The sequence below is a fragment of the Streptosporangium sp. NPDC020145 genome (assembly GCF_040631275.1).
In the GTDB taxonomy this organism is placed as follows: domain Bacteria; phylum Actinomycetota; class Actinomycetes; order Streptosporangiales; family Streptosporangiaceae; genus Streptosporangium.
On record NZ_JBEXZT010000005.1, the window covers coordinates 473,553 to 494,170 of the forward strand.

Sequence of the window (20,618 nt, forward strand, 5' to 3'; positions counted from 1 at the left end):
CGCCGCCTAGGTTGGGTGGCTGTGAAGCTACGTGAACTGACCGCGGACGATCTCGACGCGGTGACGGACAATCGCAGGCGGGCCTTCGGACCGGTGTCGGAGGCGGTCCAGCGGCAGTGGGTCGGGATGGTGACTCCCGCACTCGAAGCGGGGAGATATCTCGGTCTCTTCGACGGCGCCCGCCTGGTCGCGACGAGCCGGATCAACGACTTCACCCAGTACTGGCACGGCAGGCCGATCTCCCTCGGCGGCGTCGCCTCGGTGACCGTCGCCCCGGAGGACAGGGGCGGGGGAGCCGGCCGGACCATCATGCTGGCCACCCTTGAGCGCTGCGCCAGCCTCGGTCATCCGGTCTCCGCCCTCTACCCGGCCACCACCCACATCTACCGATCGCTGGGCTGGGAGCACGCCGGAGCCATGCACCGCGCCGTGCTGCCCGCCGAGGCGCTGCGGACCATCAGGCGGACCGAGCAGGTCCAGGTCCGCAGGGCCGGGCCGGAGGACGCAGAGCGGGTCGTCTCGGTCCTGCGGGGAGTCCACCTGGCCACCCGCGCCTGCGGCCCCGTCTGCTGGGACGCCGACGTCTGGCGGGCGCGCCTGGCGACGGGGGACGACTTCGTCTATCTCGCACACGACGGCCTCGTCGTCTACCGCTGGCGCGACCAGGACCTGGAGGTTCCCGTCCTGGTCGCGGGCTCGGAGGCGACCGCGCGGACGCTGTGGTCCCTGGTCGGTTCCTCGGCCTCGATCGCCAGGTCCGTCCACGCGGTCGTGGCCCCCGACGACCCCGTCTTCTGGCTGATAGGGAACCGTCCGACGGACGAGGTGGGCCAGACCCGCTGGATGTTCCGCGTCGTCGACCTGGCCGCGGCGATCCGTGAGCGGGGTTTCCCGCCCGGCGTCACCCTCGACACCGTGATCCAGGTCGAGGACCCCCAGCGGCCGGAGAACTCCGGACCCTGGCACCTGTCCGTCTCCGGAGGGCGGGCGACGGCCGAGCCCGCGGGCACCCTCCCCTCGGCTCTGCCCGTCTTCACGGCCGGGGCGTTCTCCGCCCTGTTCTGCGGGGTTCCGGCCGCGACCCTGCGCAGGACCGGCGGACTGACCGGTTCCGCGGACGGCGACGCCGCCCTGGACGGGGCCTTCCACGCCAGGCCGTACATGCTGGACCACTTCTGAGGGGTGCCTGCCCGGGAACCGTGCGTCGTGTGCGCGCAGGCGGTAGAGTCTGGCACCGAACAGGTGTTCGGCGAGTGGAGGCGTGCCGGTGCGGTTGCCCGAACTGCGGGTGATGGGGGTCGATCCCGGGCTGACCCGGTGCGGGCTCGGCGCGGTCGAGGGACGGCCGGGGGCGCCGCTGACCCTGGTCAAGGTCGGGGTCGTGCGCACCCCCGCAGAAGACGAGACCGGCGCGAGGCTCGTGGCGATCGAGGCGGGCATCGAGAGCTGGCTCGACGAGATCAAGCCGGACGCGGTCGCCGTGGAGCGGGTCTTCGCCCAGCACAACCTCAGGACGGTGATGGGCACCGCGCAGGCCTCCGCGGTGGCGATCCTGTGCGCCTCCCGCCGGGGGCTGCCGGTGGCGTTGCACACGCCCTCCGAGGTCAAGGCCGCGATCACCGGCAGCGGCACCGCCGACAAACGACAGGTCGGCACGATGGTGACCAGGCTCCTGCGCCTGGACGAGATGCCCAAGCCCGCCGACGCCGCCGACGCCCTCGCCCTCGCGATCTGCCACGTGTGGCGGGGCGGGGCGCGCAACAGGCTCGCGGAGGCGGTCGCGAAGGCCGCCGCTCCCGGCACGAGCGCCGCCGCCTACTTCCGCGGCGGGGGCAGGGCCGGATATTCGAAGGGAAGCACGAAGTGATCGCCTCGGTGCGGGGACGGGTGGCCGCGATCGCGCCGGAGGGGGCGGTGGTCGAGGTCGGCGGGATCGGCGTGCTCGTCCACTGCACACCCGGCACACTGGCGGCGCTGCGGGTGGGGGAGGAGGCCAGACTGGCCACCTCGCTCGTGGTCAGGGAGGACTCCCTGACACTGTTCGGCTTCGGCACCGACGACGAGCGTCTGGTCTTCGAGCTGCTGCAGACGGCCAACGGGGTCGGTCCCAAGGTCGCCCTCGCCATGCTCGCCGTGCACACGCCGAACGCCCTGCGGATCGCGGTGGCGAGCGCCGACGTCAAGGCGCTGACCAGGGTGCCCGGAGTCGGCCCCAAGGGCGCTCAGCGGATCATCGTCGACCTCAAGGACAAGCTCGGCACGCCGGAGGAGGCGGTCAACGCCGCGCTCGACGGCACCGCCGCAGTCCCGCCCTGGCGCGACCAGGTGCACTCGGGCCTGGTCGGTCTCGGCTACTCGGTCAGGGACGCCGATGAGGCGGTCGCCACGGTGGCCGTCCAGGCCGACGCCGAGATCGCGCAGGGCAGGGTTCCCCAGGTCGCCGTGCTGCTCAAGGCCGCGCTTCGCGTGCTGAGCGTCCGGTGAGACAGGGCACAGGAAAGGCGGAGACGACGTGAGCGCGGAACGGGATCTGGTCTCACCCGAGATGGAGGGTGACGAGCGCCTGATCGAGGCCGCGCTGCGCCCCAAACGTCTTGAGGAGTTCATCGGCCAGGCGCGGGTGCGCGAGCAGCTCTCCCTGGTGCTGCACAGCGCGTTGCGGCGCAACCGTCCCCCCGACCACGTGCTGATGAGCGGCGCGCCCGGTCTGGGCAAGACGACCCTCTCGATGATCATCGCGGCCGAGCTCTCCGCGCCGCTCAGGCTCACCTCCGGGCCCGCCCTCGAACGGGCGGGTGACCTCGCGGCGATCCTGTCCACCCTCTCCGAGGGAGAGGTCCTCTTCATCGACGAGATCCACCGGATGGCCCGTCCCGCCGAGGAGATGCTCTACCTCGCGATGGAGGACTTCCGCGTCGACATCGTGGTCGGCAAGGGGCCGGGCGCGACCGCCATCCCGCTGGAGGTGGCGCCCTTCACCCTGGTCGGGGCGACCACCAGGGCGGGCCTGCTGCCCGCGCCGCTGCGTGACAGGTTCGGCTTCGTCGCGCACATGGACTTCTACGAGGCCGCCGAGCTCGAACAGGTGTTGCACCGTTCGGCACGGCTGCTCGGCCTGCGTCTCCCGGGCGACGCGGCACACGAGATCGCCGGGCGCTCCCGGGGCACGCCTCGCATCGCCAACCGGCTGCTGCGCCGGGTGCGCGACTTCGCCGAGGTCCGGGCGGACGGGGTGATCAGCAGGGACGTCGCCGCCGCGGCGCTGAACCTCTACGAGGTGGACGCCGAGGGACTCGACCGTCTCGACCGCGCCGTCCTGGGCGCCCTGCTCGGCAAGTTCGGTGGTGGTCCCGTCGGTCTGTCAACACTGGCGGTCGCGGTGGGGGAGGAACCGGAGACCGTCGAGGTGGTCGCGGAGCCGTTCCTGGTACGGCAGGGCCTGCTGGCCCGCACTCCTCGCGGACGCGTCGCGACCGCGGCGGCCTGGGTCCACCTGGGGTTGACGCCCCCTCCCGGAGCCTTCGGCGCGGTGCCGATGCCCGGCCAGGGGCCTGACCTGCATGATCTTGGGGATGACCCCGCGGCTTCCTGACGTTGAGTTACGGTGAGAAAACGCACGGGGTTGATCACAAAAAGGTGACAACCGTATCAAAATGGGAACTTCCCCGCGCGCCAGAACGTGACCTCGTTGCCGCGCTCCTAACAGCTCGCCTAAACTCCGTGGCTTGGCTGGCTGTGTAGGCTGACGTGCTGAGCGCGGCGTGGCCTCACATGACGTCCGGCTCCGGCCGGTCATCCTTAACCGAAGGAGCGGCCCAATGGGCGGCAATTACTCCAGCCTTATCATGATCGCGCTGATGGTCGTGGTGTTCTACTTCCTGCTGATCAGGCCGCAGCGTAAGCGGCAGCAGGAGCAGGCGCAGATGCAGAACTCCCTCACCCCGGGGACCCGCATCATGACCACTACCGGGCTTTTCGCGACGGTGGTAGCGATCGACGCCGAAGATGTGATCCTGGAGATCGCCCCCGGCGTCGAGACCCGCTGGGTCAAGGCCGCGATCGGGCGTGTGGTGGGCCCGGTCGACGACACGCAGGGCGACGCCGAGAACACCGACACCGTGGATGACAATGTGGTGGAAACCGCGCAGTCGCCCGGTGACGACCAGGACTCGACGACCAAGAAGTGATAAGTAGGCTCGCCAACATTCCCTATAGCCGAAAGAACTGACGACCAGTGGCCCGACCGACCAGCGGCCAGAGCAGACCGGGGCGCGTGCTCCTACTGCTACTGGCGATTATTCTCGCCATGGGTGGGGTGATGCTCCTGAACAGGGCTTACACCCCCGAATATGGCCTCGACCTCGCCGGTGGCACGACAGTGACACTGCAGCCCGTCACCCCGAACGGCACGGCTCCCACAGAGGAAAGCCTGGATCTCGCCGTCGGCATCATCCGAAACAGGGTGAACGGCAGCGGTATCTCCGACGCCGAGGTCGCCAAATCCGGTGACAACATCGTCATCTCCGTCCCCGGAGTTGGCCAGGAGGAAGTCGTCAAGCTGGTCGGCACCACCGCGGAACTGCGTTTCCGTCAGGTGATGGCGGTCGCGGCAGGGGCACCCCAGCCGCCGGGGCAGATGCCCACCCAGGCGCCGACGCCGTCATCCTCCCCCTCCTCGACGGCTCCCGGCAAGAAGGGCGACAAGTCCCCCGCCCCGTCCGCCTCCCCCGCGGCCGAGCAGGGCACGAAGACGCCGGAGCCGACCGCGACGGCCGCCGCGAACCCGAGCGCCTCGCCCGCGGGCCGCGCCCTGTCGGCGGCGCTCCTCAACCCCAGCCCGGAGGCGACCCCGACCGCCACCGGCAAGCAGGAGAGCAAGCAGGACACCGGCAAGAAGGGCGACAAGGCGGAGGCCTCCCCCTCGGCCAAGCCCGGCCAGAGCGGCTCCCCCTCGCCCCAGCCCTCCTCGCCCGCGGACAACCCGCTGGCCGACGTGGACACCACCGGCATCGACCCGGCGGTGCTCAAGCAGTTCGAGGCCCTCGACTGCTCCAAGAACAAGGGCCAGGGCGCCCAGGACGACCCCAACAAGCAGTACGCCGGCTGCAGCCAGGACGGCAGCGCCAAGTACGTCCTCGACAAGGCGGCCGTCACCGGAAGCGCGATCGCCAGCGCCAACGCGGGCGTCGACCAGACCACCGGTGAGTGGCTCGTCCAGCTCTCCTTCAAGGGGCAGGGCCCCGACCAGTGGTCCAAGGTGACCACCACCGCGTTCAACTCCCAGCCGCCGCGCAACCAGGTCGCCATGGTCCTGGACGGTGTGATCATCTCCGCGCCGGTCATCCAGGAGCCCATCACCGGCGGCCGGGCGCAGATCTCCGGCAACTTCACCCAGGTGACGGCCAACGAGCTGGCCGGCCAGCTGAAGTTCGGCGCGCTGCCGCTGAAGTTCGAGAAGAGCTCGATCGACGAGGTCTCCTCGACCCTGGGCGCCGACCAGCTGCGCGGTGGCATGATCGCCGGTGGCATCGGCCTGGCCCTGGTGGTCGTCTACTCCATGCTGTACTACCGCGGCCTTGGCGTCGTCTCGGTGCTGAGCCTGCTGGCCGCCTCGATCCTCACCTACCAGGCGGTCGTGATCCTCGGTGCCTTCGCGGGCTTCCGCCTGTCGCTGCCGCACATCATCGGCCTCATCGTCTCGATCGGTATCACCGCCGACTCCTTCATCGTCTACTTCGAACGAATACGAGATGAGATGAAGGAGGGCCGCCGGTCGCTGCGCACGGCCGTCGAGGTCGCCTGGACCCGCGCCCGCCGGACGATCCTGATCGCCGACGCGGTCATGTTCATCGCCGCCGTCGTGCTGTACTTCCTGGCCGTCGGCGGTGTGGCCGGGTTCGCCTTCGCGATGGGCCTGACCACGCTCATCGACATCGTCGTGGTCTTCCTGTTCACCAAGCCGTTCGTCACGCTGCTGGCCAGGCTGAAGTTCTTCGCCAAGGGACACAAGCTTTCCGGTCTCGACGCCGAGCGCATGAGCAGCACGACGGTCGCCGGTACCAAGACCGTTCCGCAGGAGGCATGATGTCCGGCATCGCGAGTCGGTTGTACCGCGGCGAGATCGACGTCGACTTCGTCGGACGCAGGAAGCTCTGGTACGGCCTGTCCGCCGTGCTGCTGCTGGTGTCCATCGCGGGCCTGCTCTTCAACGGAGGCCTCAACCTGGGCGTCGAGTTCAGGGGCGGTTCGGTCTTCTCCTTCAAGGCGCCCAGCGCCCACATCGAAGAGGTCCGCGACACCTTCAACGGCGCGGGCGCCCACCAGGTCATCGTCCAGACGACCAACAACGGCTGGCGGGTCACCACCGACAGCATGCCCCCCGAGCGGGTGACCACGGTCCAGAAGGCGGTCGCCCAGAAGTACGGCATACAGCAGAACGAGGTCACCCTCCAGGTGATCGGCGCCTCGTGGGGCGGTCAGGTGGCCGACAAGGCGGTCACCGGTCTGATCGTCTTCATGCTGGCGATCATCCTGTACCTCACGGTGGCCTTCGAGTGGAAGATGGCGCTGTCGGCGGTCGTGGCGCTCTTCCACGACCTGGTGATCACCGCGGGCGTCTACGCGTGGACCCAGTTCGAGGTCACCCCGGCGACCCTGCTGGGCTTCCTGACGATCCTCGGATACTCCCTGTACGACGCGGTCGTCGTGTTCGACATGATCAAGGAGGTCACCGCCAAGCTCGGCACGACCTCCAAGATGACCTACACGCAGGCGGCGAACAACGCGCTGAACCACACCCTGATCCGGTCGCTGAACACCACCCTGGTGGCGATCCTGCCGGTGGCCGCGATCCTGTTCATCGGCACCACGCTGTTCGGCGCGGGCACGCTGAGGGACCTCTCGCTCGCCCTGTTCGTCGGCATGATCGTCGGTACCTACTCGTCCCTGTGCGTGGCCACGCCGATGCTGGTCACGCTGAAGGAGCGCGAGCCGCGTTACCAGGCGATCGCCCGCAGGCTCTCCTCACAGGGCGGCGGGGCCAAGGGCGGCCAGACGGTCAAGGGAGCCAAGCAGCCGGTCCCCGCGGGGGCCGCCAACGGCTCGGCGCCCGACGGCGACAAGCGCAAGAAGAAGTAGCCGGAAGTCAGCAAGGCCTCCGTCCCCGCCGAGGGGACGGAGGCTTTTCCTTGAGGGAGCGACGATGAGTGACCTGAGCAGGCTGATCCTGGACCACGTCCGGGACATCCGCGACTACCCCCAGCCCGGCGTCCTCTTCAAGGACATCACCCCGCTGCTCGCCGATCCTGAGGCCCTGGCCGCCGTGATCGACGGTTTCGCCGGGCTCCACCAGGTCGACAAGGTCGTCGGGATCGAGGCCAGAGGCTTCATCCTGGCCGCTCCCGCGGCCTATCGGGCGGGTGCGGGCTTCGTTCCGGTGCGCAAGAAAGGCAAACTGCCCGCGGAAACCCTTGAGGCGTCCTACGATCTGGAGTACGGCTCCGCCACCATCGAGGTCCATCGAGACGCCTTCACCCCAGGGGAACGCGTCCTGATCATCGACGACGTGCTCGCCACCGGCGGTACGGCGCGTGCGGCGGTGGAGCTGGTCCGCAGGGCGGGCGCCGACGTCGTCGCCATCGCCGTGCTCATGGAGCTGGCCTTCCTCAAAGGACGGGAACGGCTGGACGGCGTCGAGGTGCATTCCCTGGTGATTGTCTGATCCGACCCCGCCGGGGAAGGCATCCTGGCCAGTCTGGATACACTGGGGGGATCTGGACTCGAACGTGAGGAGTCTGAGTGCCCCGTGATGTGGTCGTCCCCGACGTGACCGCCGACGGTGGCGGTCCCGAGACGGCCGTCCCGGCAGGCGATGCCGGTTCCGCCATGTCCGGAGCCACCGAGGACAGGCCTGCGGTAAGGCGTAGGCTCGCGCGTTTTGGGGGGCAATGGGGTGGCGCCATGAACCCGGTGCTTGAGCCGCTCTTCCGGACGGTCCGCGCGACGCATCCGAAGGCGGATCTGCGGCTCATCGAGCGCGCCTACGACGTGGCCGCCTACCACCACCGTGATCAGAAGCGTAAGAGCGGTGATCCCTACATCACCCACCCGCTCGCGGTCGCGACGATCCTGGCCGAGCTGGGCACCGACGACGAGACGCTGTGCGCCGCGCTGCTGCACGACACCGTCGAGGACACCGCCTACGGCCTCGACGAGCTGCGCAAGGACTTCGGCGACAACATCGCCCTGCTGGTCGACGGCGTCACCAAGCTCGACAAGGTCAAGTACGGCGACGCCGCCCAGGCCGAGACCGTCCGCAAGATGGTCGTGGCGATGTCCCGCGACATCCGGGTGCTGGTGATCAAGCTCGCCGACCGGCTGCACAACATGCGCACCATGCGCTACCTGCCCGAGCACAAGCGGCAGCAGAAGTCCCGGGAGACACTGGAGATCTTCGCGCCGCTCGCCCACCGCCTCGGCATGAACACCATCAAGTGGGAGCTTGAGGACCTCGCGTTCGCCATGCTCTACCCCAAGCGCTACGACGAGATCGCCCGCATGGTCTCCGAGCGCGCCCCGCGCAGGGACCTGTTCCTGCAGGAGGTCATCGAGAAGGTCTCCGGAGACCTGCGCGAGGCCAAGATCCGCGCGGTGGTCAAGGGGCGCCCGAAGCACTACTACTCGGTCTACCAGAAGATGATCGCCAGGGACGTCGCCTTCGACGACATCTACGACCTGGTCGGCATCCGGGTGCTGGTCGACACGGTCCGCGACTGCTACGCCGCCCTGGGAACGATTCACGCGCGATGGAACCCGGTGCCCGGCCGGTTCAAGGACTACATCGCGATGCCCAAGTTCAACATGTACCAGTCGCTGCACACCACGGTCATCGGCCCCGAGGGCAAGCCCGTCGAGCTGCAGATCCGCACCCACGGCATGCACCACAGGGCCGAGTACGGCGTGGCGGCGCACTGGAAGTACAAGGAGGACATGACCACCTCGGGCCCGCCCGGGGCGAAGCTCAAGCCGGCCAGCGACATGGCCTGGCTCAGGCAACTCCTCGACTGGCAGAAGGAGACCGCCGACCCGGGCGAGTTCCTTGAGTCGCTGAGGTTCGACCTGTCGGTCTCCGAGGTCTACGTCTTCACCCCCCGCGGTCAGGTGATCGCGCTTCCCGAGGGCGGGACCCCGGTCGACTTCGCCTACGCCGTGCACACCGAGGTCGGCCACCGCTGCATCGGGGCCCGGGTCAACGGCCGTCTCGTGCCGCTGGAGTCGCGGCTCGGCAACGGCGACACCGTGGAGATCTTCACCTCCAAGTCGCCGGACGCCGGTCCCTCCCGTGACTGGCTCAAGTTCGTCAAGTCGGGCCGGGCCCGCAACAAGATCCGGCAGTGGTTCTCCAAGGAGCGCCGCGAGACCGCGATCGAGGCGGGCAAGGAGGCCATCGGCAGGGCGATGCGCAAGCAGGGCCTGCCGCTGCAGCGCCTGATGTCCGGAGAGTCCCTCCTGGTGCTCGCCAGGGACCTGCACTACGCGGACGTCTCGGCGCTCTACGCGGCCGTCGGAGAGGGCCACGTGGCCGCCCAGGCGGTCGTGCAGAAGCTCGTGCACTCCCTCGGAGGGGTCGAGGGCGCCGAGGAGGACATCGCCGAGGTCTCGGTGCCGACGAAGCTGCGCGGCCGTCCCCGCGGCCGGGGCGGCGCGGGCGTGGTCGTCGCGGGCGACTCCGACGTCTGGGTACGGCTGTCGCGCTGCTGCACCCCGGTCCCCGGAGACGAGATCATCGGCTTCGTCACCCGCGGCCACGGCGTCTCGGTGCACCGCACCAACTGTCCCAACGTGCAGCAGCTGAGGTCAGAGCCCGACCGCCTGGTCGAGGTCTCCTGGTCGGCCGCGGAGGACTCGGTGTTCCTCGTGGCGCTCCAGGTCGAGGCGCTCGACCGGCCGCGCCTGCTGTCCGACGTCACCCGGACCCTGTCCGACCAGCATGTCAACATCCTGTCGGCGTCGGTGACGACCTCGAAGGACCGGGTGGCGATCAGCAGGTTCACCTTCGAGATGGGCGACCCCAAGCACCTGGGGCACGTGCTGAAGGCCGTACGCAACATCCAGGGCGTCTACGACGTCTACCGGGTGAGCGGCGCCTCCTAGGCCCTCTCAGGCCCGCCCCGGGCCATACAGCGAAACGGGGGACGCTCCGGAAAGGAGCGTCCCCCGTTTTGGCGCCGGAGGGTCAGGAGAACTCGGCGAGCGTGCGCTCGGCCTCCTCAAGCCAGGAACGGCGGGCGGTCAGGGCCTCCTCGGCGTCCTTGGCCTCCTTGTCCCTGCCGGCCGCCTGGGCCTTGGCCAGACGGCCCTCAAGCTGCCCGATCGACTTGCGCAGCTGGTCGACCGTGTTCTGCGCGCGGGCGCGGGCCTCGGGGTTGGACCGCTTCCACTCGGCCTCCTCGGCCTTGCGGACCGCCTCGTCGATCTTGCGCAGACCGCCCTCAAGCCGGTCACGCTGCTCGCGCGGGACCGGGCCGGCCTCCTCCCAGCGCTCCAGGAGGCCACGCAGGGCGTTCCTGGCGACGCGGGCGTCGGAGACCGGAAGGATCTTCTCGGCCTCGGCCAGCAGCTGCTCCTTGACCTCGGCGTTGGCCGCCAGCGAGGCGTCACGCTCGGCGAAGACCGCCGAACGGGCCTGGAAGAACTGGTCCTGGGCGCCCTTGAAACGGCCCCACAGCTCGTCCTCGACCTCACGCGAGGCCCGGCCGGCCGCCTTCCACTGCTGCATCAGCTCGCGGTAGGCGGAGGCCGTCGCGCCCCAGTCGGTCGAGGAGGCCAGCGCCTCCGCCTCGACGACGATGCGTTCCTTGGCCGAACGCACGCCCTCGCGCTGCTCGTCGAGCCCGGCGAAGTAGGCCTTGCGCCGCTTGGCGAAGGCCGTACGGGCCGCGGACAGGCGCTTCCACAGCGCCGCCTCGGTCACCCGGTCGATGCGCTCGGCGGCCTTCCACTCCTCGACGAGCTGGCGCAGCCGCTCCCCACCGGTCTTCCAGTGGGTGGTGTCGTCGGCGATGCGCTCGGCCTCGGCGACGATGCGTTCCTTGACGCCCCTGGCCTCGGCGCGAGCCACGTCGCGGGCGGCCTTGACCTCCTCGCGGCGCTGGGAGACCAGCTCCGTGAGGCTGTTGAGGCGGCCCAGCAGCCCGTCGAGATCGCCGACCGCGTGCGCGTCGACGATCGCCTCGCGGAGCTTGACGATCGTCGCCTCCGCCTGGGCGGGCGGCAGATCCGTGCCGCGGACCCGCTGCTCAAGCAGCGTGACCTGCCCGGCCAGCTCGTCGAACTTGCGGTGGAAGTAGGCCAGAGCCTCTTCCGGTTCGCCGGCCTGCCAGGACCCGACGGCCCGTTCTCCCTCAGCCGTACGCACGTAGACGGTGCCGTCGTCGTCTACCCGGCCCCACGGGTCGGTGCTCACCGTGTCCTCCCGCAACTTTCATCAGCCTTTCGAGGCTATCCGCCTCTTGGATGTATTACGTCAGCTCTTGTCGGACATTGTCACGTCTTTGATTTCCACGGTTTCCTTCGGGGCGCCGGTGCCGTCCGGGCCCGGGGTGATGACACCCGCCTTGTTCACCTTGTCGAGGATGTCCAGGCCCTTGGTGACCGTGCCGAACGGGGTGTAGTCCGGAGACAGCTGGGCGTCGCCGTAGACGATGAAGAACTGGCTGCCGTTGGTGTCCGGGCCGCTGTTGGCCATGGCCACGACACCGCGGGTGTACTTCGCGCCTTCGAGGTTCTCGTTGACGAAACGGTACCCCGGGCCGCCCTGGCCGTCGGTCGGGTTCTTGCCGTCGGCCTTGGCCAGCGGGTCGCCGCACTGGAGCACGGGGAACTGCTCGGAACCGAGACGGTGGCACTTGGAGCCGTTGAAGTACTTCTTCCCGGCCAGGAACGCGAAGGAGTTGACCGTGCAGGGGGTCTTCTCCGCCGAGACCGCGATGACGATGTCGCCCAGGTTGGTCTTCAGGGTCATCGTCTTCGGCGTGGTGTCCACCTTCGCCGGAGGCAGGCCGACGTTCTTGGCCGGTCCGCCCTCGGTCTCGGCGACGTAACCACAGGTGCCCGCCGCGGGGTCGAAGGCCGCCGGCTTGGCGCCGGTGCCCGTCTCAGCCGGGCTCGCGGGCGCGGACGGGGTGCCCGAGGCGGCGGTCGCCGGGGACGTTCCACCACCTCCGAGCAGGGACATCGCGGCGATCACACCGCCGACGAGCACCACGACGGTCACACTCGTGCCGATGATCGCATTGCGCTTCATACGCGACTCACGTTCGGCGCGCCGCTGCATCTGCCGTTCGTAGTGCTCGCGGGCCAGTTGCTTCTGGCGGTCCTTGCCGCTCACCACTTCGCCCTCCCGAGTGCCGGAGTATCACTTATTGAGGTGGGCGAATCGTATCGGCCAACGGGTAATGGTTCGCAGCCCGCCGACCCGCACCGGTACCCTTCGGTTACATTCCCATCCGTTTTCTTGACGAGATCAGCTGAGGCAGATGCTCATCGCCGGCTTTCCCGCAGGGTCGTTTCAGACCAACTGTTACGCCGTGGCTCCCGCCGCGGGCGAGGAGTGCGTCGTCGTCGACCCCGGTCAGAACGCCGTGGGCGACCTGGACGACCTGCTGCGCGAGCATCGCCTGAAGCCGGTCGCCGTGCTGCTCACCCACGGCCACCTCGATCACATGTGGTCGGTCGCCCCGGTCTGCGGAGCGCGTGACATCCCCGCGTGGATCCACCCCGAGGACCGGGAGCTGCTGTCCGACCCGATCAAGGGGATGTCCCTGGCCTTCGGGCAGCAGCTGTTCGGCGGGCTGACCTTCTCCGAGCCCGACGACGTGCGCGAGATGGCGGACGGAGAGGTGCTGAGCCTGGCCGGGATGGAGCTGACGGTCGACCACGTCCCCGGCCATACCAGGGGGTCGGTGGCTTTCAGGCTGCCCGGGAGCGGGGAGATCCCCGAGGTGATGTTCTCGGGAGACCTGCTGTTCGCCGGCTCCATAGGCCGCACAGACCTTCCCGGCGGGGACTATCCGACCATCCTGCGCAGCCTGGCGGCCAAGTGCCTGCCGCTGTCCGATGAGACGGTGGTGCTGCCGGGACACGGACCACAGACCACGATCGGCCACGAGCGCGCGACCAATCCGTACTTGGCGGAGGCGGCGCCGTACGCCGGTCCCACCAGGGGACTTTAGAAGATGACTCTGCAGGCGCCCAAGGGCACCTTCGACCTGCTCCCGCCGCGCTCCGAGCGCGCGCTGGCCGTCCGGGAGGCGCTGACCGCCCCCGCCAGGCGGGCGGGGTACGGCTACATCGAGACGCCGGTCTTCGAGGACACCGCGCTGTTCGTGCGCGGCGTCGGCGAGTCGACCGACATCGTCTCCAAGGAGATGTACACCTTCACCGACAAGGGCGGGCGTTCGATCACGCTGCGCCCCGAGGGCACCGCGTCGGTCGTGCGGGCGGTCCTCCAGCACGGCCTGCACAACGGCAGGCTTCCGGTGAAGCTCTGGTACTCCGGCAGCCAGTTCCGCTACGAACGCGCCCAGAAGGGCCGCTACCGCCACTTCTGGCAGGTGGGGGCCGAGGCCCTGGGGGCGGAGGACCCGGCCCTCGACGCCGAGCTGATCCTGCTGGCCGCGGAGGGCTACGCCGGGCTCGGCCTCACCGGGGTCAGGCTGCTGCTCAACACGCTGGGCGACCGCGTCTGCAGGCCCGCCTACCGCGCCGCGCTGCAGGACTTCCTGCGCGGTCTCGACCTCGACGAGGCGACCCGGGCCAGGATCGAGATCAACCCGCTGCGGGTGCTCGACGACAAACGTCCCGAGGTGCAGGCCCAGCTCGCGGGCGCCCCGCTGGTCGTCGACCACCTGTGCGAGGAGTGCAAGGCCTACCACGAGGAGGTCCGCACGCTGCTGACCGCCTCCGGGGTCGCCTACACCGACGATCCCCGGCTGGTGCGCGGGCTTGACTACTACACGCGCACCACGTTCGAGTTCGTCCACGACGGGCTTGGCTCGCAGTCCGCGGTCGGCGGCGGGGGGCGTTACGACGGACTGAGCGAGATGCTCGGCGGCCCGGCGCTGCCCAGCGTCGGCTGGGCGCTCGGCGTCGACAGGACGCTGCTGGCCATGGAGGCCGAGGGGCTGCTCGACGACGAGGCGGACGGCCCGCACGTCCAGGTGTACGGTGTGCCGCTGGGCGAGGAGGCACGCCGCCGGATGTTCCTGCTCATCACCGAGCTGCGCCGGGCGGGCCTCGACGCCGACATGTCGTTCGGAGGCAAGGGCGTCAAGGCCGCCATGAAGGGTGCCGACCGGTCGGGCGCGGGCTATGCCGTCATCCTCGGCGAGCGGGACATCGCCGCCGGGACCGCCCAGGTCAAGGACCTGGTCAGCGGCGACCAGAGCGCCGTACCGCTCGCCGAGATCGTCACGACCCTGAAGGAGAGACTGGAGAAATGATCCGCACGCACGAAGCGGGATCACTGCGCAAGGAGCACGCCGGGCAGCAGGTGACGCTGGCCGGTTGGGTGGCGCGCCGCCGTGACCACGGCGGCGTGGTCTTCATCGACCTGCGCGACGCCTCAGGCTCCTGTCAGGTGGTCTTCCGCGAGGAGGACGACGCGCACGGCCTGCGCGCCGAGTACTGCGTCAAGGTCGTCGGGCAGGTGCGGGTCCGCCCCGAGGGCAACGAGAACCCCGAGCTGCCGACCGGCGCGATCGAGGTCGTGGCCTCCGAGGTCGAGGTGCTCAGCGAGGCCGCGCCGCTGCCCTTCCCGATCGAGGGCGGCACCGGGGTCTCCGAGGAGGCCCGCCTGAAGTACCGCTACCTCGACATCCGCCGCCAGCAGGTCGCCCAGGCCATGCGGGCGCGCTCCAAGGCCACCTACCTGGCCCACGAGGTGATGAACGAGCACGGGTTCGTCTACATCGAGACCCCCACGCTCACCCGGTCGACCCCCGAGGGCGCCCGTGACTTCCTGGTGCCGGTCCGTCTCCAGCCGGGCAACTGGTACGCCCTGCCGCAGTCGCCCCAGCTGTTCAAGCAGCTGCTCATGGTCGGCGGCATGGAGCGCTACTACCAGCTCGCCCGCTGCTTCCGCGACGAGGACCTGCGCGCCGACCGGCAGCCGGAGTTCACCCAGATCGACGTTGAGATGTCCTTCGTCGACCAGGACGACGTCATCGCGCTGGGCGAGGCGCTGATCGGCCGCGTCTGGAAGGAGACGATCGGCTACGAGCTGCCGACGCCGCTGCCCCGGATGACCTACGCCGACGCCATGTCCCGCTTCGGCTCGGACAAGCCCGACCTGCGCTTCGGCCAGGAACTCGTCGAGATGACGGAGTTCTTCGCCGAGACGACCTTCCGGGTCTTCCAGGCGCCCTACGTCGGCGCCGTGGTGATGCCGGGCGGTGCCTCGCAGACCCGTAAGGAGCTCGACGGCTGGCAGGAGTGGGCCAAGTCGCGCGGCGCCAAGGGCCTGGCCTACGTCCTCGTCGGCGAGGACGGCACGCTCGGCGGCCCGGTGGCCAAGAACCTGTCGGAGACCGAGACCGCGGGCCTGGCCGCGAAGGCGGGCGCCGCGCCCGGTGACGCGATCTTCTTCGCCGCCGGTACGGCCGCCGCCTCCCGCGACCTGCTCGGCGCGGCCCGGCTGGAGATCGGCCGCCGCTGCGGCCTGATCGACGAGTCGGCGTGGAGCTTCCTGTGGGTCGTCGACGCGCCCATGTTCGAGGAGGACGGCGAGGGCGGCTGGACCGCGGTCCACCACCCCTTCACCGGTCCGAAGCCCGAGTGGGCCGACAACTTCCAGGACCACCCGGGCGAGGCCCTCGCCTACGCCTACGACATGGTCTGCAACGGCATGGAGATCGGCGGCGGCTCGATCCGTATCCACCGCGCCGAGATGCAGCAGCGCGTCTTCGACGTGCTCGGCATCTCCAAGGAGGAGGCGGAGAGCAAGTTCGGCTTCCTGCTCGAGGCGTTCAAGTACGGCCCGCCGCCGCACGGCGGCATCGCCTACGGCTGGGACCGGGTCTGCATGCTGCTCTCCGGCGGCGACTCGATCCGTGACGTCATCGCCTTCCCGAAGACGGCCTCCGGCTTCGACCCGCTGACGGGCGCGCCGACCCCGATCACGGTCGAGCAGCGCAAGGAGGCGGGCGTCGACGCCAAGCCCAAGGCGGACGCCTGAGACGGTCCTGAGGGCCGGTGGGGCACGGCTCCGGGGGTCAACGCCCCGGGGCCGTGCTCGTACGGCTGCGGGCCGTACGGGCACGGCGGGTCAGAAGCGGACGGGCAGCGTGCGCAGGCCGCGGATGAGTGACCCGCTGAGGTTCCACCGGATCTCGGCGGGATCGCAGTCCAGCTCGATGCCCGGCAGGCGTTCCAGCAGCGTCCCGAAGGCGATCGACGCCTCGAGCCTGGCCAGCGGCGCGCCCAGGCAGAAGTGGATGCCGTGGCCGAAGGCCACATGCCGGTTGTCCGCGCGGGTGATGTCCAGGACGTCGGGGCAGGGGAAGACCTCGGGGTCGCGGTTGACCGCGCCGAGCAGGATGTGGACCACGCTGCCCTTCGGGATGTGGACTCCCGCGAGTTCGAGATCCTCCGTGGCGAAGCGGAACGTGGCACGCTCGACCGGTCCGTCGTGCCGGAGGAACTCCTCGACCGCCGACGGCAGCAGTTCCGGCCGCTCCCGTAACAGCTTCAGCTGCTCGGGGGCGGTCAGCAGGGCCAGCATGCCGTTGCCGATCAGGTTGACCGTGGTCTCGTGCCCGGCGATGAGCAGCAGCGTCAGGCCCGCCAGGAGCTCCTGGTCGTCGAGCAGTTCGTCGTCGTCGCGGGCCAGGACCAGCGCGCTGACCAGGTCGTCACGCGGGGCGGCCCGCCGTTCGGCGATGATCGCGGTGAAGTAGTCGCCGACGGCGAGGTTCACCTCGCCGCGGTGCCTGGCCTGTTCCTCGTTGAGCGCGGGGCCGACGAGGGTGCCGGACCAGTCGCGGAAGGCGTCCTGGTCCTCGACGGGCACGCCGAGCAGTTCGCAGATCACCGTGATCGGCAGGGGGAAGGCGAAGTCGTCGAGCAGGTCCGCCCCGCCCCTGGGGAGCATCGCGTCGACCAGGTCGTCGGCGATCTTCTGGACGCGGGGGCGCAGGGCCTCGATCCTGCGGGGGGTGAAGGCCTTGGAGACCAGGCGGCGCAGCCGGGTGTGGTCGGGAGGGTCGCTGTCGAGCATGTTGCCGGCCAGGATCCGGTTGTCGGCGTGGAAACGCGCGCGGAACGGCTCGGGCACCCAGGAGACGCTCTTGGCCAGGCGGGGGTCGTTGAGGGCGGGACGGCCGTGCTCGTAGTCGAGCACCAGGAAGGCGCCCATGCCGGGAGGGAAGTCGACCGGATGGACGGGGCCCTTCCCCCTGAGCGCGGCGCAGGCGGCGTGCGGATCGGGGCTCAGTATGAACTCGAAAGGTAACTTCTCCGGCATCGGCGCCCCCCGGGGAGATGGATCGGATCCTGTTCCCCTCCAGTCTGGCCCGGGAGGTCGCGGCTCGCCCGCCGTGTGCGAGATGGTGGCCGTGATGACCGGTATGTCGGTGCGAGCGAGCCTGCGACGAAAGGACCTCACCCCCGTCGAGGCCCTCCGAGGTGGCCCTAGGTGAGCTGAACGTCCTTGATGATCACCGGGATCTTGGGGGCGTTCGAGCCACCGTCGCCGGTGATGTCGTTGGGGTTCTCGATCCAGCCGCCCTTGTAGACCTTGTCGAGGATGTCCATGCCCTGCGTGACCGTGCCGAGGGGCGTGTAGTCGGGCTGCAGCTGGGCGGTCTCGTCCGACAGGGAGATCCAGAACTGGCTGCCGTTCTGGTTCGCCGCCTCGGCCGCCTGGGCCAGCGCGACCGTTCCCCTGGTGTAGGGCAGCCCGCCGAGGTTCTCGTCGTTGAAGACGTAACCCGAGCTGCCCTGGCCGTCGGTGGGGTTCTTGCCGTCGGCCTTGGCCTGCGGGTCGCCGCACTGCAGCAGGCCGAGCCCGGAGTTCTCCGGCGTGGCCAGGCGGTGGCACCTGGTGTTGTCGAAGAAGTTCTTCTTCGCCAGGAAGGCGAAGGAGTTGACCGCGCAGGGGGCCCGGTCCGTCTGGAGCTCGATCACGATGTCACCGAGGTTGGTGGTGATCTTCATGTTCTTCAGCTTCAGGTTGGGCTTGGCCGGGGGCATGCCCACGTACTTGGCCGGGCTGCCGCTGGTGTCCTTGCGGTAGGAGCAGGTCAGCTTGGCCAGCTCCGCCGAGGGGGTCGGCGACGGCTGCAGGGCGGGGGCCTGACTTGGGTCGGCCGCCGCGCTCTTCTCCGAGGGGGTGGGGCGCTTGGGGTCGTTGCCGCCGAGGAGGTTCGTCGCGGCGAACAGGCCTCCGGCCACGACGACGACCGCGACGCCGGCTCCGATGAAGGTGTTCCGCCTCGACTTTGCGGTCGACTGCTGGGCGGTCTGCTGGGCCCGCTGGGCCTGCCGCTCCTTGTGCTCCCGCGCCAGCTGGCTCTGGCGGTCTTCGCCGCTCACCGCTTCGTCCTCCAGAATTGCTGTTCCATGACTATTGACTGGGCGAAAGCGTACCCGCCTCGGCGTGTGATGGATGTAAGTGACAGAATCCGTCAGATGGGGTAGGAGAGGAAGACGCGGGTGAAGTGCCGCGTTCCAGGTAGCGTTCACGGTGGGATCCCACCTGCACAGACGCCGCCGATGACCGGAGCCCCCCTATGTTCGACGAGATTCTGGGCCTGCCCGCCCACCCGCTGATCGTCCACGCCGCCGTGGTCCTGACGCCCCTGCTGGTGGTGCTGGCCGCCGTCTACGCCCTGGCCGCACGCACGCGCGCGGTGCTGACCTGGGCGGTCGTCGGGCTCGCGGTCATCTCGCCCGTGACGGTCTTCGCGGCCAGGCAGAGCGGTGAGGAGCTCAAAAGGGGACGTTTCTCCTCGGCGAGCGGGGAGCTCGGGCAGCGCGTCGCCGAGCACGAGAGCTTCGCGACCCCGTTGCTGCTGGCCGTACTGGCGCTCGGAGTGGTCTCACTCGGTCTCGTCCGGCTCACGCGTCCCGGGCGTTCGGAGAGCGCGCCCAAGGGGGTCGGGACGGCGCTGCGCGCGCTGACGGTGGTCCTGGCCGTGGTGGCCGGCTACTACGTGGTGAGGGCGGGCCACAGTGGCGCCGTCGCGGTCTGGGGAGGTTTCTGAGGGATCGGGAGCCCGCCCCCTGACGGTACTGTCTGAGCGTGGACAGCCTGTTCGACTCGGCGGCGGAGGAGGCCCACCGCGGCCATGAGCCACTGGCGGTGCGGATGCGCCCCCGTGGCCTGGACGAGGTGATCGGCCAGCGTCACCTGCTCGGGCCGGGCACGCCGCTGCGCAGGCTCGTCGAGGGCGAGGCCCCGATGTCGCTGTTCCTGTGGGGGCCGCCGGGCACGGGCAAGACCACCCTCGCCTACGTGGTCGCGGGGGTGACCAAGCGCCGCTTCGTCGAGGTCTCCGCGGTCTCCGCCGGGGTCAAGGAGGTCCGCGCCGCCATCGAGCAGGCCCGCCGCGAGCTGGGCATGTCGGGGCGGCAGACCGTGCTGTTCGTCGACGAGGTGCACCGCTTCAACAAGGCCCAGCAGGACGCCCTGCTGCCCGCCGTCGAGAACCGCTGGGTCACCTTCATCGGCGCGACCACGGAGAACCCGTTCTTCTCCGTCATCTCGCCGCTGCTGTCCCGTTCGCTGCTGCTGACCCTGGAGTCGCTGTCGGAGGAGGACATCCGCGGCGTGCTCGAACGCGCCGCCGCCGACCCGCGCGGCCTGGACGGTCGGGTACGGCTGGCGCCCGAGGCGGTCGAGCACCTGGTACGGCTGGCCGGGGGAGACGCCCGCAGGTCCCTCACCTATCTGGAGGCGGCCGCGCTGATCGCCGAGGACGAGATCACCGTCGAGGTGGTCGAGCGCGCGGTCGACAAGGCGGCCGTGCGCTACGACCGCCAGGGCGACCAGCACTACGACGTGGTCAGCGCCTTCATCAAGAGCATGCGGGGCTCCGACGCCGACGCCGCGCTGCACTATCTGGCCAGGATGGTCGAGGCGGGGGAGGACCCCAGGTTCATCGCCCGAAGGATCGTCATCTTCGCCTCGGAGGACGTCGGCATGGCCGATCCCACCTGCCTGCAGGTGGCGGTGGCCGCGGCGCAGGCGGTCGAGTTCATCGGCCTGCCCGAGGGCCGCCTGAACCTGGCCCAGGCGGTCGTCCACTGCGCGCTCGCCCCCAAGTCCAACGCGGTGATCACCGCGATCGACGCCGCCGCCCAGGACGTACGGCGGGGCGACATCGGCCAGGTCCCCGCCCACCTGCGCGACGCGCACTACCCCGGGGCACGGGGGCTCGGCCACGGTGAGGGCTACCGCTACCCGCACGACTTCGAGCACGGCCTGGTCCGCCAGGACTACGCCCCCGCCGAGCTCAGGGACCGCCGCTACTACCGGCCGACCCGGCACGGAGCCGAGGCCGCCTTCGCCGACCGCTGGAGCAGGATCCGCGCCTTCCTGCGCGGCGGCCAGTAGCCCC

Annotated in this window: 18 protein-coding genes; 14 read left to right on the plus strand and 4 right to left on the minus strand. The window is 69.9% G+C overall.

The genetic code is table 11. The features are described from left to right. Positions 1-21 precede the first annotated feature (21 nt). The 9 genes from ABZ463_RS13145 to ABZ463_RS13185 all read left to right on the plus strand — a co-directional run bounded on the left by ABZ463_RS13145 (position 22) and on the right by ABZ463_RS13185 (position 10,152). The gene (locus tag ABZ463_RS13145; RefSeq protein WP_362775856.1) at positions 22-1,179 is read left to right on the plus strand and encodes a GNAT family N-acetyltransferase; all 1,158 of its coding nucleotides are present in this window, start codon (positions 22-24) and stop codon (positions 1,177-1,179) included. 103 nt (positions 1,180-1,282) lie between these two features. Then, on the plus strand, positions 1,283-1,867 hold the full coding sequence (gene ruvC / locus ABZ463_RS13150) for a crossover junction endodeoxyribonuclease RuvC (protein ID WP_352011732.1): 585 nt from the start codon (positions 1,283-1,285) through the stop codon (positions 1,865-1,867). Continuing rightward, positions 1,864-2,484: a Holliday junction branch migration protein RuvA gene (ruvA, locus tag ABZ463_RS13155; protein ID WP_352011680.1), complete on the plus strand. Its 621-nt coding sequence runs from the start codon at positions 1,864-1,866 to the stop codon at positions 2,482-2,484. Before ruvC ends, ruvA begins: the two co-directional genes overlap by 4 nt. A gap of 61 nt (positions 2,485-2,545) precedes the next feature. After that, complete coding sequence (gene ruvB / locus ABZ463_RS13160; protein WP_352011733.1) at positions 2,546-3,592, plus strand: Holliday junction branch migration DNA helicase RuvB; 1,047 nt, start codon at positions 2,546-2,548, stop codon at positions 3,590-3,592. A gap of 226 nt (positions 3,593-3,818) precedes the next feature. Then, a complete protein-coding gene (yajC, locus tag ABZ463_RS13165; RefSeq protein WP_352011681.1) occupies positions 3,819-4,187 on the plus strand; it encodes a preprotein translocase subunit YajC in 369 nt (122 codons plus the stop codon). 119 nt (positions 4,188-4,306) lie between these two features. Then, the gene (secD, locus tag ABZ463_RS13170; protein WP_352011682.1) at positions 4,307-6,085 is read left to right on the plus strand and encodes a protein translocase subunit SecD; all 1,779 of its coding nucleotides are present in this window, start codon (positions 4,307-4,309) and stop codon (positions 6,083-6,085) included. Continuing rightward, on the plus strand, positions 6,085-7,137 hold the full coding sequence (secF, locus tag ABZ463_RS13175; RefSeq protein WP_362775859.1) for a protein translocase subunit SecF: 1,053 nt from the start codon (positions 6,085-6,087) through the stop codon (positions 7,135-7,137). The genes secD and secF overlap by 1 nt, the downstream gene beginning before the upstream one ends. 64 nt (positions 7,138-7,201) lie before the next feature. Next, the gene (locus tag ABZ463_RS13180) at positions 7,202-7,720 is read left to right on the plus strand and encodes an adenine phosphoribosyltransferase (protein ID WP_352011684.1); all 519 of its coding nucleotides are present in this window, start codon (positions 7,202-7,204) and stop codon (positions 7,718-7,720) included. Positions 7,721-7,959: 239 nt separating this feature from the next. After that, a complete protein-coding gene (locus ABZ463_RS13185) occupies positions 7,960-10,152 on the plus strand; it encodes a bifunctional (p)ppGpp synthetase/guanosine-3',5'-bis(diphosphate) 3'-pyrophosphohydrolase (protein ID WP_352011685.1) in 2,193 nt (730 codons plus the stop codon). Positions 10,153-10,234: 82 nt separating this feature from the next. On the opposite strand, the gene ABZ463_RS13190 is transcribed toward ABZ463_RS13185, so the two are convergent. Then, positions 10,235-11,464: a DUF349 domain-containing protein gene (locus ABZ463_RS13190; protein ID WP_352011686.1), complete on the minus strand. Its 1,230-nt coding sequence runs from the start codon at positions 11,462-11,464 to the stop codon at positions 10,235-10,237. A 60-nt stretch (positions 11,465-11,524) separates the two neighbouring features. After that, positions 11,525-12,388: a peptidylprolyl isomerase gene (locus tag ABZ463_RS13195; RefSeq protein ID WP_352011687.1), complete on the minus strand. Its 864-nt coding sequence runs from the start codon at positions 12,386-12,388 to the stop codon at positions 11,525-11,527. 148 nt (positions 12,389-12,536) lie between these two features. Between ABZ463_RS13195 and ABZ463_RS13200 the strand changes: the two genes are divergently transcribed. The 3 genes from ABZ463_RS13200 to aspS are packed head-to-tail and all read left to right on the plus strand — an operon-like array spanning position 12,537 to position 16,234. Continuing rightward, complete coding sequence (locus tag ABZ463_RS13200) at positions 12,537-13,232, plus strand: MBL fold metallo-hydrolase (RefSeq protein ID WP_352011688.1); 696 nt, start codon at positions 12,537-12,539, stop codon at positions 13,230-13,232. A gap of 3 nt (positions 13,233-13,235) precedes the next feature. Next, positions 13,236-14,501: a histidine--tRNA ligase gene (gene hisS, locus ABZ463_RS13205; protein ID WP_362775863.1), complete on the plus strand. Its 1,266-nt coding sequence runs from the start codon at positions 13,236-13,238 to the stop codon at positions 14,499-14,501. Continuing rightward, positions 14,498-16,234: an aspartate--tRNA ligase gene (aspS, locus tag ABZ463_RS13210; RefSeq protein ID WP_352011690.1), complete on the plus strand. Its 1,737-nt coding sequence runs from the start codon at positions 14,498-14,500 to the stop codon at positions 16,232-16,234. The genes hisS and aspS overlap by 4 nt, the downstream gene beginning before the upstream one ends. A gap of 90 nt (positions 16,235-16,324) precedes the next feature. On the opposite strand, the gene ABZ463_RS13215 is transcribed toward aspS, so the two are convergent. Both ABZ463_RS13215 and ABZ463_RS13220 read right to left on the minus strand, forming a co-directional pair. Further along, positions 16,325-17,521 carry a cytochrome P450 gene (locus ABZ463_RS13215; protein ID WP_352011691.1) on the minus strand — a complete coding sequence of 399 codons (1,197 nt, stop codon included), beginning with the start codon at positions 17,519-17,521 and terminating at the stop codon, positions 16,325-16,327. Between the two features lie 167 nt (positions 17,522-17,688). Further along, the gene (locus ABZ463_RS13220) at positions 17,689-18,591 is read right to left on the minus strand and encodes a peptidylprolyl isomerase (RefSeq protein WP_362775865.1); all 903 of its coding nucleotides are present in this window, start codon (positions 18,589-18,591) and stop codon (positions 17,689-17,691) included. Positions 18,592-18,788: 197 nt separating this feature from the next. On the opposite strand from ABZ463_RS13220, the gene ABZ463_RS13225 reads away from it, so the two are divergent. Then, a complete protein-coding gene (locus ABZ463_RS13225; protein ID WP_352011693.1) occupies positions 18,789-19,262 on the plus strand; it encodes a hypothetical protein in 474 nt (157 codons plus the stop codon). Between the two features lie 38 nt (positions 19,263-19,300). Further along, positions 19,301-20,614 carry a replication-associated recombination protein A gene (locus ABZ463_RS13230; RefSeq protein ID WP_352011694.1) on the plus strand — a complete coding sequence of 438 codons (1,314 nt, stop codon included), beginning with the start codon at positions 19,301-19,303 and terminating at the stop codon, positions 20,612-20,614. Positions 20,615-20,618 lie beyond the last annotated feature (4 nt).